Below are 15798 nucleotides of genomic sequence, written 5' to 3' on the forward strand. Positions count from 1 at the left end.
GGGGCGGAACGATGACGGAGAACGAGCTATGGACGCTGCTTGAATCGGAGCCGCTGCTGCGGCTGGCAATCGGAGCGGCAGGCAGCCTCGCCATTGCCGCAACGGCTTATCGGCTGCGGGCATTGTCGGGATCCGGGGCGGCAGCGGCCGCTGTCATGGGAACCGGCTACGTCTTTTACGGGGGGCCGGTCTGGTTTGGTTTGCTGATCGCTTTTTTCGTCACTTCGACCTTCTGGTCGAAGTGGAAGAAGAAGCATGCCGCCAAATCCGGAGCGGAAAAAAACTACGCCAAGGGCAGCAGGCGGGATGCCGGCCAGGTCATCGCCAATGGAGGCGTCGGCCTCATCCTTTGCGCAATTTACGGCTTCTGGCCGGAGCCATGGCTGCTGTATGCGTTTGTCGGCGTGATGGCCAGCGTCAACGCCGACACCTGGGCGACGGAGATCGGCGCGTTCAGCCGCCGGGCGCCGGTATCGGTGCGCACGCTGCGCCGGGTGGCGCCCGGCGCGAGCGGCGGCGTCACGCCGCTCGGCAGCCTGGCGGCGCTCGCCGGCGGCGCCTTCATCGGCGCCTGCGCCATGCTGCTGGCGCAGGCGCCCACGGCCTGGAGCGCCGCGGCCATGCCGGCGCCGCCCGCAGCGGCTCTGCTGCTCGCCGGCGCCGCTGCGGGCTTGGCCGGCGCGTTCGCCGATTCATGGCTCGGCGCGACCGTCCAAGCCATGTACCGCTGCCGTGTCTGCGGCAGCGAGACGGAGCGCGCCGTCCATTGCGGCGCCGCTTCCGAGCGCATCCGCGGCTTTGGCTGGATGACGAACGACGCGGTCAACCTGCTGTCTTCCTTGATGGCCGGGGCGCTGGCTGCCCTGCTCGGACAGCTGTTCTAGCCCCGAAGCTGGAGAAATGGCTAGAGGGATAGGCTGATTTTTCAATCCAAAGAAGAGCCGAATGAAAGCATGCTTTCATTCGGCTCTTCTTTGTTCAGCAGCCTTGGGCTGGCCGTTAAGTTTGGACAGATTTATCCGAGCGTTCCTATCTTTTAGCCGGTAGGTATCAGATTGAATTCAACCTCGCCGTCATTTTTAAGAGGGTCTATGATGGAATATCCCAGATAGTTTTCGCTATTGAACAATTTGGAAGTGGTGAGTTCAAAGGGGGACTCCTCTGAAATTTTACCGCTTACTAAGTCGAGGCTGAGGATTTGATACATGGAATAGCGGTAATAGAGCTGATTTTGATCCGTAATAAAGGGTGAATCCACAGTCAGCTCCTTATCAGGCACTTCGATGATATGTTTGATTTCCCCTGTCTTTCTAAGAGCCGCCGTGATCTTGCCCATTTCCGTCCAAACGAACCAATCCTCATTTGCCGTGAAGTCGATCACAGCCAGACCATCCTTCAGCAGCTGAGGACCTTCCTTGTTATCATAACCGTAATGGACAAGCTGCACTTTTTTTTCGCTCTTACTCGCGAAGGAAGTTTGTTGGATCAGCATTCCGTTTTTGATGGGGCGCTGAAGCACAAAAAATGTCCCTGTGCGCTTCCCGCCTGTTTCGTCCAATTCGGCTTCTGCGACGATCTCGGCTTTCATGGCCGACGGTTTGAAGAGGATCGCATAGCTTGTTAGGATTTCCTTCTCTTTCTTTTTTTCAATCCAGGTCAGATCGTCGCCGTAGATCCGGAGGACGGGCGCATCAATTTCGGGGATGCCGCCGCCTTTGCGAATGGTCTGCAGGTCATTCGTGCTCAGATCCAGCGATCTGATTTCCCATGACAGCTCCTTGACCCGCTCCCGGTCATACTCGACCCAGTACAAAATGTTTTTGATGCCGACAAGCGAATTGATTATTTTATGGTCAGGAGCCGTGTATAGATCCTTGACGGATTTGCTGTTAATTTCCATCATACTTATATAACTTTTGGATTCGTTGCTGCGGTCATATTCAAAAGCGATCAGCTTCTCATTTATATAGCTGGGAGCTAAAAAGGTGGATTCAAACGATTTTTGTTTGATGGCATAGACATGCTCCTTGCGCACAACCGCTTTTTCAGGCACAGTCTCTACAGCCTTCACATCTTTTTCTTCCATGGGCTCCAGTGCAGCGGGGGGAGATGTTGGTTCAGGCTCGGGCGTGCCTCCTCCGAAAAGGGAGCATCCGCTCAACATGAAGACAAGTGAAACCGCGATGGCACTTGTCACGATCCTCTTCATCAGCTCTTCTCCCTCCTTTCTTTGACAGCGAGGGGGATTCCCCCTCGCTCGTTGCTTCACCAGATAACAGCCTTGCGGAAATGGGCTTGGTTTGCTGCCCATACACCATCGAACGGGTGCCATATGTTTCCAATCGTCACACCGCGCCCGCCTTGATCATAAGGGTCTGTGAGACGAAGCCTTTTGTTTTTGGAGTCCAGTAAGTTATACCCGGAGGTATTCAAGATATGTCCCTCTACCGAGCTTGTATATAGAGGCATATTTTGAGGAGTGATTCGAAGATCCAGTACAGCGGGATTTCCCCAATCTATCGACAGAATCATAATTGATTTCCATGTTTCGTATTCTGTAGAAGAGAGGCTTTGATAGATATAACTTACAGCGCTTTGATGATTATTCAATATATCGTCCACCAGCGAGAAGTCCGTGCCATCTTTTGTTGTTCCCAATTTGCCGGCATAGTAGGTTTGCGACTCGGAGCTTCCATTTATTGCACCGAGAACTTGCTTTACTGTAGCTGGCCCGCACCAGTAGGATGTTTCTTGCTTATACCCTGTGACCGCAATCGTCCTGCTTTCAAGATCGGCCATCGTACCGTAGTCACCGTTTGCTTGGAGTTTTTGTGCGGCTAGTTTTTGCTTATGTTCTTGAACAAGCTTCATTTTTTCCGAGCTTGCTATCTGTTGTTCGTTTGTAGGCTTATCTTGGGTGTTTGTCGGATTATCGCCGGACCCAGCTGCAAAAATCGCGTTCGGTGCTGCAAGCGTAAGCATAAGAGCAGTCGTAGAGAGAAGCTTAACGGATTTTTTCATTTTTTCTCCTCCAGACTTATAGTTGATGCTCGCAATGTAGCTGCCGCGCGTTACAGCTTCATCAATGGGCATCTACTAACAAGAACCTTTATTCTTCCGGGCAGGTTGCGTTTTTTTTTTTTTTTGTAGAATTTTTTCTTATATCAGTTTTTTTGAGGATTAATAATGAAGATGAAATAGAAAAATATTGAGTCATAGTTTAATCTAAAATAAATATTTTTGCAGTAAATGTATTTTAATTAAATTAATTGGGTTTTATTTATCCCTAGCTGCAATGAAAGTTGAGTTGATATACCGTACTAGTCCTATCCTTTTCCGGCAACAACTTTGCTGACCATTGCCATTCCCCATGAAAAAAGCGTCCGTTCAAGCAGCTTGAGCTGCCTGTACGGACGCTTTTTGGAATGAAAGCTTACTTGGCCGATGCCGTCAGCTCCTCGAGCTGGCTGATGACGCTCTCGAACACGCTCATCGCCTGCTCGATCGGCTCCGGCGAGCTCATGTCGACGCCGGCCTTCTTGAGGATATTGATCGAGAAGTCGCTGCCGCCGCTCTTCAGGAAGCCGAGATAGCGGTCCACCGCCGGCTGTCCTTCCTCCAGAATCTGCTTGGCGAAGCTGGTGGCGGCGGAGAAGCCGGTCGCATATTTGTACACGTAGAAGCTGTTGTAGAAGTGGGGGATGCGCGCCCATTCCATCTCGATGTCCTGATCCACGACCATGCCTTTGCCGTAATAGAGGACGTTGAGGTCGTAGTAGATCTTGGACAGCTCCTGCGGCGTCAGCGATTCGCCCGCCTCGGCCTTCTCATGGATGATCTTCTCGAACTCCGCGAACATCGTCTGGCGGAATACCGTCGTACGGAACTGGTCCGCATAATAGGTCAGAAGGTACATCTTCTCCTTCGGATCCGTGGATTTGTTCAGCAGGTAGTCCATCAGCAGCGCTTCGTTCAGCGTGGACGCCACTTCGGCGAGGAAGATGGTGTACTGCGCGTCGCGGTACTTCTGGTTGCCGTCGGAATAGTACGAGTGGAGGGCGTGGCCCATCTCATGCGTCAGCGTGAACATGCTGTTGAGGTTGTCCTTGTGGTTCAGCAGCACGTACGGATGCGTGCCGTAGGCTCCCCAGCTGTAGGCGCCGCTGCGCTTGCCTTCGTTCTCGTAGATGTCGATCCAGCTGTTGGCGTAGCCTTCCTGAAGCGCCTTGCCATAGTTGGCGCCGAGCGGCTTCAGGCTTTCCGCCGTCATTTTTTTGGCTTCGTCGAAGGAAATCTTCATATCGAACTCATCGACCAGCGGTGCGAACAGATCGTACATATGGAGCTCGTCGACGCCGAGCAGCTTCTTGCGAAGCTCCATGTAGCGGTACATGAGCGGAAGCGACTTGTGCACCGTGTCGATCAGGTTCGTATAGACCGACTTGGGGATGTTGTCTCCGTAGAGCGACATCTCCAGTACGGAAGGATATTTGCGCGCCTTGGCATAAAAGACGTTTTTGGTCACATTCGAGCTGAGCGTCGAGGCCAGCGTATTTTTGAGCTTGCCGTATGTAGCGTACATCGTCTTGAACGCGTCCTCGCGGACCTGGCGGTTGCGGCTCTCGAGAAACTCGATGTAGCGGCCGTGGGAGAGCTCGACTTCCTCGCCCTTCTCGTTCTTGACTTTGGGGAATTTCATATCCGCGTTGTTCAGCATGCTGAAGATCGTCTGCGGCGAAGAGCTGATGTTGCCGACCTGGGCCAGCAGCGACTCTTCGTTTTTGGAGAGGACATGTGCCTTCTGGCGTTTCATCTCCTCCAGCGTATGGCGGTAAGGAGCGAGCTGCGGATCGGCGATGAAAGCATCGAGCTTGTCGTCCGGAAGGGCGAGCACCTCGGGCGTAATGAAGCTGAGAGCTTCGCCGGCTTCGACGCTCAGGCGCTGCGATTTTTCGGACAGGGCCTGGAATTCAGGCTCGGCCGTATCCTCGTGATGCTTCATGTTGGCGTACACGTACAGACGCTCCACATGGTAGCCCAGATCGTCCTCGAGCTCGAAGCAAGCTTTGAGCTTGGCGGCGTCGCTGAGGGTGCCTTGATAGGAAGCGGCGGATTTCAGCTTGGTCTTGGCTTCCTGGTATTCCTTGTCCCAAGCTTTCTGGTCGGCGAAAATGTCTTCCAGCTTCCAGCGGGACTCTGGCGCGGTCTCGGAACGTTTCGGTACTTGGCTCATAGTCGGCCTCCTTGTCGGGGTCTTGGATAGGGCCTGAGCGGGGGGCGGGAACGCCCCGCCGGCTCCGGATCGGGACAGGACCGCTTCGCTCTGTTCGGCGGAAATCCGCTGGGGACTTCCGGGCAGCAGGCTGAGGGACAGGAGCAGCGGAATCCATTTCATGGCATGACCTCCAACCAGGCATAGTCTGCCTAGTATGGCATGTCTTTCCCTTCGTTATGACCCCAGGTTGAACAAGGTCATGACGACGATGAGGAAAGCGAATGCCACGAGCACGATGGCGGTCAAGGCGAGCGGCTTGCGCAGCCGCTCGGGAATCTGGTTCCGGCTCATGAGGATGACGGCCCCCAGGACGAAAGCGGAAATAATGAAAATGGCAGCGGAAGTCGTATCCATCGCTAAGGGTTGCCTCCATTGCGGATTGCTGACGGCTGCCTGCATGGGAGAGAAAGCCGGCGCGGCCTTGCATAGGGGCAGGACAACAGACAACGCGCAACCGCTCGGTTATCCCATTCGGTGCGGAGCGCCGTTTTCCTGCCGGAGGTTCGGAACGGTCAGACTTCGCGGAGCGCTTCCAGGATGGCGATGCGCTCTTCCTCTCGTCCGACGAAATCGTCTGCACGGAACCTGTTCTCCGCCCAGTGCATCATTTCGGGACGGGATACGAACGTGAAGCATTCTTCGCCCCACTGATCCGATATTTCCCTGGCGATGAGCGTTTTTCCGTGGACCTCCACATTGAGCATGTTGTATTTGTCGCGTTTATAGATCTGATGCTTCTTAATCACGTGGCTTATGTCCTCCCGTTATTTGTTATCCCTTCATCATAGCGTTAAAAAAGGCTGGAAATCAACCGCGGAATCGGTCAGGATCTACCCGTCTCCAGAATATGGAGATTCTGCCTGCGCCGAGAGAGCGCCGGAGAAGAAGAGCGGAGGAGACCAAGAGAATGGGAACGGGAATGAAGCCTTACGGGCAGCAGGGAGTCGCCGTCACATGCCGGAGCCTCGAAGAGTACATGGCTATGTTCGGGCTGTCCGAGGAGGATCTGGCTGTCGGGGAGCTCGTGGACGGGAGGAGCATCATCGATTGCGGCGGATGCAGCAGCGCGCGGCTACCGGGCCGCGGCATTCGATCCTACGATTGATGGAAGCGGTTGCGGGTGCAGGCGGAATCGCGGACCTGATGCCTTCCCCACTGCCGTTCATCCCAGGCTCCGACCGGTATTTGCAGATTGCGATTCCGGCACGGTAAAAAATGGATTTAACCGTTCCGGCTCGTTGCATTCGGCATGGCTGGTGTGTATAATGAGCTTATTCGTCGCTCTCCAAGGCGGCGTCATTTTAGGAGGTTGTTCATTTGAAAGGAACAGTTAAGTGGTTCAACGCAGAAAAAGGCTACGGTTTCATCCAAGTCGAGAACGGTGAAGACGTATTCGTTCACTTCTCTGCTATCCAAACCGACGGCTTCAAGTCCCTGGACGAAGGTCAAGCTGTAGAATTCGACATCACGGACGGCAACCGCGGTCCTCAAGCTGCTAACGTCGTTAAACTGTAGGTTTATAGGATCCGCTTAGGCGGGTTTGCTTCTAATAGAGCAGAACAAGGCCCCCTCAAGGGGGCCTTGTTTTTTTGCGCCTTTTTTTAGTTCCGGGAAAAGCATGGATGGCGAGGATGCTTGCCGATGCCGCCAAGGCCAGGCCGGAGAAGTCCCTTAGGGTGCTCCGTGATGAGGCTTCCCGGGCTGCCGCTCCGGGCGCCGACAACGCTTTGGGGGCGGTCATGTCGGACATGTGCCGAGCTTCACTCCTGTCGATGCCAATATCCGGCCGCAAGGACTCTTGAAAGGATAGCGCGGACGGTCGCACGATGACATTGTTTTCGGCTCCGGTACTGGATTTTAGGGTTTCGGGATGGTAAAGTTATTTTGGAGGTTTACCATGGGGAATCGTTATTTCCGTACGGACAGCCGGCTCGGAATCCAGCTTCCGTCGCTGGACAAGCGGTGGGAGGACTACGAGGCCGGCGAACAGCTGTTCATCATCGAGCAGTGGGAGCTGATCCGCGGCCGCATACCGGATCTGGTCATGGCTTTCGAGGACAGGATCCGGGACAAGCAGCGGCTGCTCGAGGAAGAGGATGACTTCAGCCATTCCTGCTTCCTGAACAGCGAGATCGCCGAGCTTGCAAGCCGGATCAACGATCTGCATATCTGGTACCGCGTCAATCAGGAGATTGAACTGCGGCGCCATTCCTAAGCATATTCGGGAGGCGCCATTATATGAGCGAACGAACATTGACAGCCGGCAAAGCGCCGGCAGAGCCATTGCGTCTGATGTACCGGGTGTACAAATACGCGCTTCCGGACGTCTCCGCAGAGCTTGAGAGCCTCAGGCAGCGCGCCGAGCGCATACCCGATCCCGAGCTCCGGACGCAGGCTCTGAGCAGCATGAAGGAAAAAAGGTTCCATTGCCAGGGAGGCTCCGTGTACGCAATCGCGGATCCGGCTTCCCGCAAGGTCCTCATACCGCTGATCGTCGCGCTGCAGACGATCAGCGACTATCTGGACAACTTATGCGACCGCAGCACATCGCTGGATGCGGATGATTTCCGGCTGCTGCACCGCTCGATGCTGGATGCCGTCGATCCGAAGGCGGAGCTGACGGATTATTATGCGCTGCGGGCGGAGCGTGACGACGGCGGTTATCTGCATCATCTGGTGCGCACCTGCCAGCGCCAGGCGGCCATGCTTCCCGGCTATGCCGCCGCTCAGCCGGAAGTATCCCGGCTGGTCGGCCTCTACGGCGATCTGCAGGTGTACAAGCATATCGCCAAGGATCTGCGGGAGGAGAAGCTGCTGGCGTGGTGGGAGCTGCATCAACGGGAGTACCCCGAGCTTCGGTGGAACGAATTCGCCGCGGCGACGGGCTCGACCCTCGGCATGTTCACGCTGTTCGCCGCCGCTCTTGATCCGGCTCTGACGCCGGATAGAGCGGTAGAGGTCAGGAGGGCTTATTTCCCCCACGTATGCGGGCTTCATATTCTTCTGGATTACTTGATCGACCAGGAGGAGGATCGCGAGGGCGGAGATCTCAACTTCTGCAACTACTACAGCGGCACGGGCGAGGCTGCCCAGCGGATCGGAGAGATCGTCCAGCGGGCCCGCGAGGATATCCGCAGGCTGCCGGAGCCCGGCTTCCACCGGATGATCGTTGAAGGGCTTCTGGCTCTTTATTTGTCCGACCCCAAGGTCAGCGGCCAACAGGATGTCCGCAGCGTATCCCGGAAGCTGATGAGGCGCAGCCCGCTGACCCGCTTGTTCTTCTTCATGAACAGCGTAGTCATCCGCCGCATACGCGCCTAAAACGAAGCTGTAAGCCATTTTTTTAAATAAATGCGTCATTGGAGGATTTACACATGTCAGCTGTTAAATCGATTGCTGTTCTGACCAGCGGCGGGGATTCCCAGGGAATGAACGCTGCCGTGCGCGCCGTGGTGCGCAGCGCCCTGTATTACGGACTGGATGTATACGGCGTCCAGAGAGGCTACCAAGGCTTGATCAACGATGACATCCGTCCTATGGACCTGCGAAGCGTCGGCGATATCATCCAGCGCGGAGGCACGGTGCTGCAGACGGCCCGCTGCAAGGAATTCCTGACGCCGGAAGGCCAGCAAAAGGGGGCTGACGTCCTGCGCGAGCGCGGCATCGACGGCCTCATCGTCATCGGAGGGGACGGCTCTTACCAAGGTGCGAACAAGCTGAGCAAGCTCGGCATCAAAACGATGGCATTGCCGGGCACGATCGACAACGATATCGCGTATACGGATTTCACCATCGGGTTCGACACGGCAGTCAGCATCGTCGTGGACGCCATCAACAAGCTGCGCGACACGATGACCTCGCATGAGCGCTCGTCCATTGTCGAAGTCATGGGCCGCCATTGCGGCGATATCGCACTCTATGCCGGTCTGGCGAGCGGAGCGGAGACGATCATCGTTCCCGAGGTCGAGTACGATCTGGACGAAGTGTCCCGCCGGATGCAGGACAATTTCAAGCACGGCAAGCGCCACAGCATCATCGTGGTCGCCGAAGGCGCGGGCAAGGGCGAGAATGTCGCCCAGCACATCACGGACTGCTGCGGCATCGAGCCGCGCACGACCGTGCTGGGCCATATCCAGCGCGGCGGGGCGCCAACCCACAACGACCGCATCCTTGCGAGCCAGCTTGGCGATTTTGCCGTACGCCAGCTTATGGAAGGCCATTCGGCCAAGTCCTGCGGCATCATCAAAGGCGAGCTGACCGCAACCGATATCGATCTTGTCGTCAACACGAAGAAGCCGTTCAATATGGAGCTGTACAACCTGGCTCTTCGCTTGTCCCAATAAGAAGCGTACCGTTCCAGAGCCAGAGCCAGAGCCAAGCCCTGTCCAGCGGCCCCAAGCCGCAGCGGCAGGGCTTTCTGGCAGGCCGGGCGCTGAGCTCGCTCCTAACGATGACATCTCTCAAGGAGGTATCACCTATGTTCCTGTATAAGATCGAGATTCAGCTTGAGCAAGGGCAGGCGCATCTGATCGTGCTTGCCGCGACAGACGAAAAGGCGTTTTCCTATGTGGAGAGCCATGTGCAGCGGCATTTCCTGAAAGTTCCCGAGATGACCTCCATCGCGATCGTGGAGAAGAAAAGGACGGAGCCGGGCAACGGCTATGTGATCGAAGGATAGCAGCGCGGGAATGCGAAATGAAAAAGGTCAGCAGCCTCGTTGAGGCTGCTGACCTTTTTGCTGGTGGAGGCGAAGCGATTGCCGCTCCTTTGGATGGATGGGAATAAGTGCGGTTATTTGAAGTTGGCGCTTTCCGTATAGCTGTTGCCTGCATTCCAGAGCAGATATTCCTCGACGCCCGTATCGTGAAGCGCCTTGATCTGGGCTTCCACCTCGGTTTTGCCGTACTTGATGTAATGGCCTTTGCCGAGCCAGCTGGCGGTGAAGTCCTGAATCCATGGCCGGATGACGGGCTTGTAGCTGCCGATCGGATCCAGCTTCTTGTGCGTGTCGACCATGGAGCCCTTGATGACCTGGTAGGGACTCGTGTCAGGGTTGGAGGCGCCGAACCAGCCGGCGGAATAATGGCTTGGATAGACCATCGGGCTGATCACGTCGACATACTTGGAAATCTTAACGAAATCCTGGCCGATGCCTTCCGCTGCCGGGACAGAGGCGGCGTATCCGAAGATGTCGACCGATACCCTGACGTTGAGAGGGGCCAGCTGCTCTCTGGCGTACTTGACGAATCCGGCGACCGCATCGACGCGGCTGATGTCGGTCTTCTCATACTTGAGAGTATCGGCTTTCTTCTCGAAGCCTTCCGGGAAGCGGACGTAATCGAACTGGATCTCCTTGAAGCCGAGCTTGGCGGCTTCCTTGGCCACCGCGATATTGTAGTCCCATACTTCCTTGGAGTAGGGGTTGACGAAGGCATCGCCTTTGCCGTTCTTCCAAAGCGTGCCATCCGGACGGACGTAGCTCAGCTCATGATGCTTCTCGGCGAGCACGGTGTCCTTGAACACGACGATCCGGGCGATCGGATAGACGTCATGCTCCTTCAGCTGGGACATCAGGGAAGGTATGTCCTTGATGTATTTCTTGGCGGTGCCGAGCTTGAGCAGCTCGGCGCTGTCCGTCGGGTACGTCAAGTAGCCGTTGTCGTCCTTGATGTCGATGACCATGCTGTTGAGATCCGTTTTGTCCAGAAGGCTCAGCAGCTTCGGGAGCCTGGCACCGCCCGCGCTGTGAGCGGTCACGTAGATGCCTTTGACGGCAGGAGCGTCCGGCTGCGGATCCTTTTTGACGTATTCGGCTCCGCCGGCATCCGGCGCCTGGACTTCCTTGGCCGGAACAGCCATGACTTCCTTGCCTGCGGCGGCGTTGAGGTAGGTGGCCATCATCCCATGGGATGCGTCTGCCTGCTGGCCGGTTCCTCCGGAGAGGAGCTGCATGAGGAGCAGCAGCGTCGAGTAAACCATTTCCATTCTATTCTCTCCCTATGTACTCTTCTCTTGAGATTATAAAACAGAATGGGCATGGCTGACACAAGAAATTTCATGCAAGTTGTTGAATTTGGGCGAATGGTGTCTATGTGCAACCGGAATGTGCAATCGGGTTGCATTTGTAAATGCGCGCAACCAAAAAGCCCGCCTCGAGGAGAGGCGGGCAGCCAGACGCATTCGGAACGGTACGTTCCTATCCTCGGGGCTTTCGCCTTGGGAGACGAAGCCAGCAGGCAGGGCCGGGCATTTAATGCAAAAGCGTTTGTTTCTGGTATTCACAAATGCTTTGCTGAACAATTTCCATTGCATCGGCGGGTTCCAGAACCGAAAATCCGTCCCGCAGGACGATTTTGAGGCCCAGCTCATGCTCCGTAAGGAAGGAATGAAGCTCAGGCGCCAATTTTTCCACAATCCTCGAAAGTTTGACCGTTTCCATATCCACCTTGCATCACCCTTTCTCATCGATGTGTTCAGGGCAGAACGCTGGGCATGAAACATGAACTACGGGATAGGGTCAGTATACCATTTCAGGGCTGCCATTCAAAGGTAAGCGGATAGAAATCCGCTGCTGCCCAATTGAGCATCCTTTCAATTCACATTGCGCCTGAAATCGCCGAGAATGCCGACCGTCTCCACGATATTGACGAAAGCCTTGGGATCAAGCTTGCGAACCATCCGCTTCAGCTCGTCCAGCTCGTAGCGGGTCGTGACGGTCATCAGCATGTCGTTTTCTTCGGAGGTGAATGCTCCCCTCGTGCGGATGACGGTGACTCCCCGAGGCCGTGCAAGCATCTGCTGGAGCATGTCCTCCGTGCGCTTGGTAATGATGAACACGGTCACTTTGAGATGGCGGATATAAATGATATCCACGATTTTCCCGGCGGTAAAAATCGATATAAGCGAATATAAAGCAATATCAGCGTTGCGGGTAAATGCGACAAGAATGACGATTACAAGGCTGTTGAGAAGAAAGATCATCATGCCGACGGGAAGGTCGCGGGTGCGGCTCAAGATGGATGCGATGACGTCGAATCCTCCGGAAGAACCTCCAGCCCGCAGGCAAAGCCCGGTTCCGAAGCCGAGGACGATGCCGCCGAACACCGATCCGAGCAGAATATCCCGGGCCAGGGTTTCGACAGGAATCAGCTGCATGAATAGGGAGGCCGCCGCGACCGAGTAGGCGCTCCAGCCGACGAATCGTCTCCCGAGCGTGAACCATCCCCAGAGCAGCACCGGAATGTTGAGCACCAGATACAGCCAGCCGATATTGCTGCTCGTCAGGTAGCCGATCATCATGGAGATCCCGGAAATGCCGCCGCTCAGCAGCTGATGGGGAATAAGAAGCAAGTTGAACGCTGCGGCGATCATCAGCGAACCGGCCGTGACGGAAAGCCAGGACAAAGCGGCGCGCATTGGTTTCATGAGGACCTCCGGTCAGATTGCATTGAATAGCCTGGGGCGAGAAGCGGAAGGCTATTTGTCATGTCCACCCTAGTATGGCTTTGCATGCGGCTGGTATTCATGTATGTATTTGTGCTATACTAAACAGGATATTTTTGAAGCGAGCTTTACAAAGAGAAGGAGTTTGAATAAGATTTGAAAACATTTGCTGAATTTGGCCTCGACCCTAAGGTGTTGCAGGCAATTACAGAGCTTGGGTTCGAGGAATCCACGCCTATTCAAGACAAGTCCATTCCGATCGCGATGGGCGGCAGTGATATGATTGGCCAAGCACAGACCGGTACAGGCAAGACAGCGGCGTTCGGCATTCCGCTGATCAACAAGATTCCATCCAGCGAAGAGCGCATCGTGGCCCTGATCATGACGCCGACCCGCGAGCTGGCCATCCAGGTAGCCGAAGAAATCGGCAAGCTTTCCCGCTTCAAGGGAACCCGTTCTCTTCCTATCTACGGCGGTCAGGAAATCGGACGCCAGATCCGCGCTCTGAAGAAGCGCCCGCAAATCATTATCGGTACTCCAGGACGTCTTCTTGACCATATCAACCGCAAGACGATCAAGCTGGACGATGTCCAGACCGTCGTCCTCGACGAAGCGGATGAAATGCTGGACATGGGCTTCATGGAAGACATCACGTCGATTTTGAGCCTCGTGCCGGAAGAACGCCAGACGATGCTCTTCTCCGCGACGATGCCTCCGAACATCCAGCGTCTTGCCCAGCAATTCCTCAAAAATCCGGAGCATGTATCCGTCATTCCGAAGCAAGTCAGCGCGCCGCTGATCGCCCAGGCCTACATCGAAGTTCATGAGCGCCAGAAATTCGACGCCTTGAGCCGCCTGCTCGATATGGAAAGCCCTGAGCTCGCCATCATCTTCGGACGCACGAAGCGCCGGGTCGACGAACTGAGCGAAGCTCTGCAGAAGCGCGGCTATTCCGCGGACGGACTGCATGGCGACCTGTCCCAGAACCAGCGCGACAACGTCATGCGCAAGTTCCGCGACGGCAGCATCGACGTCCTCGTGGCGACGGACGTTGCGGCACGGGGTCTTGACGTATCGGGCGTAACGCATGTTATCAACTTCGACCTCCCGCAGGATCCGGAGAGCTACGTCCACCGGATCGGCCGTACAGGCCGTGCAGGCAAGGAAGGAACGGCATGGAGCTTCGTGACGCCGCGCGAGACGGATCACCTTCACTTCATCGAGAAGGTTACCCGCCAGCGCATCTCGAAGAAGCCGGTGCCTAGCCTGGCAGAGGCAATCGAAGGCAAGCAGCGCATTACAGCCGAGCGTATCCTTGAAATCGCGCAAAGCGAGAGCTTCCAGGAATACAAAGGCATCGCGATCCAGCTTCTGGAGCAATACGATTCCGTCAACCTGCTCGCCTCGGCGATCAAGCTGATCACAGGCGAGAAGAAGGATGTCAACGTCGAGCTTACACCTGAAGATCCGATCCGCGCTAAAAAGCGTCGTCCGGACGTTCGCTCCAGCGGCCGCCGGTTCTCCGGCAGCGGTTATGGCGGCGGCGGCGGCAACCGCAGCGGCAGCGGAAGCACCGGCGGCAGCGGTCCTCGCGGACGCAGCTACGGCAGCGGCGGCGGCAGCAGCTACGGCGGCAACCGCAGCAGCAGCAGCCGTGACGGCTATAAGCCAAGAACGGAAGGCAGCCGCGGTTATGAAGGCCGCAGCTACGAAAATCGCAGCAGCGGCAGCGAAACGCGCCGTCCGACTGAAGGTTGATTTTCAAACCAAAAGCCGGGAAATCCGAATGCGGATTTCCCGGCTTTTTTCAATTCGACATCCATAAGTGAACGCCCGCCGTCAACAATGGCTGCGGACGTTCGTTTTTATTTCATCTACTGAATTTCGATGCCCCATGTTTGCCCTGATTCCATTCCTTGATGGATGCCGGCAGCGGTCCTTGCTTGACGGCAAGGATTCCCGTAGTCCGCAGCGGCAGCCAGCCGCGAATTAGTACCAGAATGCGCGAGCGATGATGACAAGCAGAATGAACAGGACCAGAATCGCGCCAATGCCGTAACCGCCGAAGCCGTAACCGCCGCAACCGCCTGCGACTCCTCCGTAAGCTGCGCCCATGTGAAGTACCTCCTGTAAAGTTTGATAGGGTGAAGATGATACACATTATTCCGGTACGGCTGCCGTGGGAAGGACGTTAGCCCTCCAGTCAAAAAGTTGGGCTTATGGGCTCGGCTGAGTTATAATGGAAAAGCAGATGTTCAAGCATGCTTCTAGGGGGTCCGCTTATGGAAATGAGAGGAATTATGGGAGGGTTCTACCGCATCTCTGAATGGATCATGAGACTTGCGGTGACGAATATTCTCTGGATCGTATGTTCGCTGCCTTTCGCGTTTTTTGTATTCACGGCATTCTTATCGACCGGCTTGGAAGAAAACGCGATGAGCATGTTTTACTGGTGGTTGGTCATGGGACTGGCCGTAGCACCTTTCACGCTTTTCCCGGCTACATCCGCCATGTTCGGAGTCGCCCGCAAATGGGTGATGGGGGATCTTGACGTCCCGCTCTTCCGGACCTACTTCCGCCATTACAAAGAAAATTATCTTCAAAGCATGATCGGCGGAATCGTGTATGCGCTTTTATTCGGCATCATGATCGTGGACTTCAAGTATTTCCAAGGCAATTCGAGCCTTCAGCTGGTGTCCTATGTATTTCTGGGGCTGATCCTGCTGCTCGGGATCTCGCTCTTCAACTTCTTCTCCATGGTCGTCCACTACCATATGAAAACGTTCCAGCTGCTCAAGAACGCGGTGCTCATCACGATCGGAAGGCCGCTCCGCTCGTTCTCGACGGCAATTGTAAGCGGATTTATCATTTATATCAGCTTTTCGACGAAGCTGACATGGCTGATTCCATTTTTCATGGGCAGCATCATCGCTTATTTCGCATTCTGGAACTTTTACCTGACGTACCAGAAAATCCAGGCTCAGACGGAAGCGAGGAACAAAGAAGCCGAAGAAGATGCCTTGGAAGCAGAGCTGAGCGAGGATACCAAGAAATAACGGTCTTTTTAAGCCTCGGCGATT

General features: G+C 55.5%; 18 protein-coding genes. 9 read left to right on the plus strand and 9 right to left on the minus strand.

Features of this window, described 5'->3' with window-relative positions; genetic code table 11:
• The first annotated feature begins 11 nt into the window (after positions 1-11).
• The gene (locus AC06G8_RS08400) at positions 12-884 is read left to right on the plus strand and encodes a DUF92 domain-containing protein (RefSeq protein ID WP_480285012.1); all 873 of its coding nucleotides are present in this window, start codon (positions 12-14) and stop codon (positions 882-884) included.
• A gap of 152 nt (positions 885-1036) precedes the next feature.
• On the opposite strand, the gene AC06G8_RS08405 is transcribed toward AC06G8_RS08400, so the two are convergent.
• From AC06G8_RS08405 to AC06G8_RS08425, 5 genes are all read right to left on the minus strand, one after another.
• The gene (locus AC06G8_RS08405; protein WP_480285013.1) at positions 1037-2209 is read right to left on the minus strand and encodes a hypothetical protein; all 1173 of its coding nucleotides are present in this window, start codon (positions 2207-2209) and stop codon (positions 1037-1039) included.
• Positions 2210-2265: 56 nt separating this feature from the next.
• Positions 2266-3093 carry a C39 family peptidase gene (locus AC06G8_RS08410; protein ID WP_480285014.1) on the minus strand — a complete coding sequence of 276 codons (828 nt, stop codon included), beginning with the start codon at positions 3091-3093 and terminating at the stop codon, positions 2266-2268.
• A 340-nt stretch (positions 3094-3433) separates the two neighbouring features.
• The gene (pepF, locus tag AC06G8_RS08415) at positions 3434-5233 is read right to left on the minus strand and encodes an oligoendopeptidase F (protein WP_480285405.1); all 1800 of its coding nucleotides are present in this window, start codon (positions 5231-5233) and stop codon (positions 3434-3436) included.
• Between the two features lie 216 nt (positions 5234-5449).
• A complete protein-coding gene (locus AC06G8_RS08420) occupies positions 5450-5629 on the minus strand; it encodes a hypothetical protein (protein WP_480285015.1) in 180 nt (59 codons plus the stop codon).
• Positions 5630-5787: 158 nt separating this feature from the next.
• Complete coding sequence (locus AC06G8_RS08425; RefSeq protein WP_447661997.1) at positions 5788-6021, minus strand: hypothetical protein; 234 nt, start codon at positions 6019-6021, stop codon at positions 5788-5790.
• A 161-nt stretch (positions 6022-6182) separates the two neighbouring features.
• On the opposite strand from AC06G8_RS08425, the gene AC06G8_RS08430 reads away from it, so the two are divergent.
• The 6 genes from AC06G8_RS08430 to AC06G8_RS08455 all read left to right on the plus strand — a co-directional run bounded on the left by AC06G8_RS08430 (position 6183) and on the right by AC06G8_RS08455 (position 9953).
• The gene (locus tag AC06G8_RS08430) at positions 6183-6380 is read left to right on the plus strand and encodes a hypothetical protein (protein ID WP_480285016.1); all 198 of its coding nucleotides are present in this window, start codon (positions 6183-6185) and stop codon (positions 6378-6380) included.
• 212 nt (positions 6381-6592) lie between these two features.
• Complete coding sequence (locus AC06G8_RS08435) at positions 6593-6790, plus strand: cold shock domain-containing protein (RefSeq protein WP_021882190.1); 198 nt, start codon at positions 6593-6595, stop codon at positions 6788-6790.
• Between the two features lie 382 nt (positions 6791-7172).
• Positions 7173-7490, plus strand: a complete 318-nt coding sequence (locus AC06G8_RS08440) for a hypothetical protein (protein ID WP_447661995.1) — start codon at positions 7173-7175, stop codon at positions 7488-7490.
• A 23-nt stretch (positions 7491-7513) separates the two neighbouring features.
• Positions 7514-8596: a tetraprenyl-beta-curcumene synthase family protein gene (locus AC06G8_RS08445; protein ID WP_447661994.1), complete on the plus strand. Its 1083-nt coding sequence runs from the start codon at positions 7514-7516 to the stop codon at positions 8594-8596.
• A gap of 53 nt (positions 8597-8649) precedes the next feature.
• A complete protein-coding gene (pfkA, locus tag AC06G8_RS08450) occupies positions 8650-9618 on the plus strand; it encodes a 6-phosphofructokinase (protein ID WP_048748577.1) in 969 nt (322 codons plus the stop codon).
• Positions 9619-9752: 134 nt separating this feature from the next.
• Entirely contained in the window at positions 9753-9953 is a 201-nt protein-coding gene (locus AC06G8_RS08455) for a DUF3906 family protein (RefSeq protein WP_021881691.1), read from the plus strand.
• 113 nt (positions 9954-10066) lie between these two features.
• Here AC06G8_RS08455 and AC06G8_RS08460 read toward each other — a convergent pair whose 3' ends face one another.
• From AC06G8_RS08460 to AC06G8_RS08470, 3 genes are all read right to left on the minus strand, one after another.
• Positions 10067-11260: a putative glycoside hydrolase gene (locus AC06G8_RS08460; RefSeq protein WP_480285017.1), complete on the minus strand. Its 1194-nt coding sequence runs from the start codon at positions 11258-11260 to the stop codon at positions 10067-10069.
• A 265-nt stretch (positions 11261-11525) separates the two neighbouring features.
• Positions 11526-11714 carry a hypothetical protein gene (locus AC06G8_RS08465; protein ID WP_174806358.1) on the minus strand — a complete coding sequence of 63 codons (189 nt, stop codon included), beginning with the start codon at positions 11712-11714 and terminating at the stop codon, positions 11526-11528.
• 152 nt (positions 11715-11866) lie between these two features.
• Positions 11867-12700 carry a YitT family protein gene (locus tag AC06G8_RS08470; RefSeq protein ID WP_447661992.1) on the minus strand — a complete coding sequence of 278 codons (834 nt, stop codon included), beginning with the start codon at positions 12698-12700 and terminating at the stop codon, positions 11867-11869.
• Between the two features lie 174 nt (positions 12701-12874).
• Here AC06G8_RS08470 and cshA point away from each other — a divergent pair, with 174 nt between their 5' ends.
• Positions 12875-14476 (plus strand): degradosome RNA helicase CshA, encoded by a 1602-nt coding sequence (cshA, locus tag AC06G8_RS08475; RefSeq protein WP_480285018.1) that lies wholly within the window; start codon positions 12875-12877, stop codon positions 14474-14476.
• 231 nt (positions 14477-14707) lie between these two features.
• Here the strand turns inward: cshA and AC06G8_RS08480 are convergent, their stop codons facing one another.
• A complete protein-coding gene (locus AC06G8_RS08480) occupies positions 14708-14833 on the minus strand; it encodes a YjcZ family sporulation protein (protein ID WP_480285019.1) in 126 nt (41 codons plus the stop codon).
• Positions 14834-15000: 167 nt separating this feature from the next.
• On the opposite strand from AC06G8_RS08480, the gene AC06G8_RS08485 reads away from it, so the two are divergent.
• Positions 15001-15774, plus strand: coding sequence for a YesL family protein (locus tag AC06G8_RS08485; protein WP_480285020.1), 774 nt, complete (start codon positions 15001-15003; stop codon positions 15772-15774).
• The last annotated feature ends 24 nt before the right edge of the window (positions 15775-15798 follow it).

The organism is Paenibacillus sp. SJS-P3 (genome assembly GCF_056711585.1).

Coding starts and splice junctions, on each gene's coding strand:
- AC06G8_RS08400 (WP_480285012.1), top strand. CDS start 12: ATGACGGAGAACGAGCTATGGACGCTGCTTGAATCGGAGCCGCTGCTG.
- AC06G8_RS08405 (WP_480285013.1), bottom strand. CDS start 2,209: ATGAAGAGGATCGTGACAAGTGCCATCGCGGTTTCACTTGTCTTCATG.
- AC06G8_RS08410 (WP_480285014.1), bottom strand. CDS start 3,093: ATGCCCATTGATGAAGCTGTAACGCGCGGCAGCTACATTGCGAGCATC.
- pepF (WP_480285405.1), bottom strand. CDS start 5,233: ATGAGCCAAGTACCGAAACGTTCCGAGACCGCGCCAGAGTCCCGCTGG.
- AC06G8_RS08420 (WP_480285015.1), bottom strand. CDS start 5,629: ATGGATACGACTTCCGCTGCCATTTTCATTATTTCCGCTTTCGTCCTG.
- AC06G8_RS08430 (WP_480285016.1), top strand. CDS start 6,183: ATGGGAACGGGAATGAAGCCTTACGGGCAGCAGGGAGTCGCCGTCACA.
- AC06G8_RS08440 (WP_447661995.1), top strand. CDS start 7,173: ATGGGGAATCGTTATTTCCGTACGGACAGCCGGCTCGGAATCCAGCTT.
- AC06G8_RS08445 (WP_447661994.1), top strand. CDS start 7,514: ATGAGCGAACGAACATTGACAGCCGGCAAAGCGCCGGCAGAGCCATTG.
- pfkA (WP_048748577.1), top strand. CDS start 8,650: ATGTCAGCTGTTAAATCGATTGCTGTTCTGACCAGCGGCGGGGATTCC.
- AC06G8_RS08455 (WP_021881691.1), top strand. CDS start 9,753: ATGTTCCTGTATAAGATCGAGATTCAGCTTGAGCAAGGGCAGGCGCAT.
- AC06G8_RS08460 (WP_480285017.1), bottom strand. CDS start 11,260: ATGGAAATGGTTTACTCGACGCTGCTGCTCCTCATGCAGCTCCTCTCC.
- AC06G8_RS08465 (WP_174806358.1), bottom strand. CDS start 11,714: ATGGAAACGGTCAAACTTTCGAGGATTGTGGAAAAATTGGCGCCTGAG.
- AC06G8_RS08470 (WP_447661992.1), bottom strand. CDS start 12,700: ATGAAACCAATGCGCGCCGCTTTGTCCTGGCTTTCCGTCACGGCCGGT.
- AC06G8_RS08480 (WP_480285019.1), bottom strand. CDS start 14,833: ATGGGCGCAGCTTACGGAGGAGTCGCAGGCGGTTGCGGCGGTTACGGC.
- AC06G8_RS08485 (WP_480285020.1), top strand. CDS start 15,001: ATGGAAATGAGAGGAATTATGGGAGGGTTCTACCGCATCTCTGAATGG.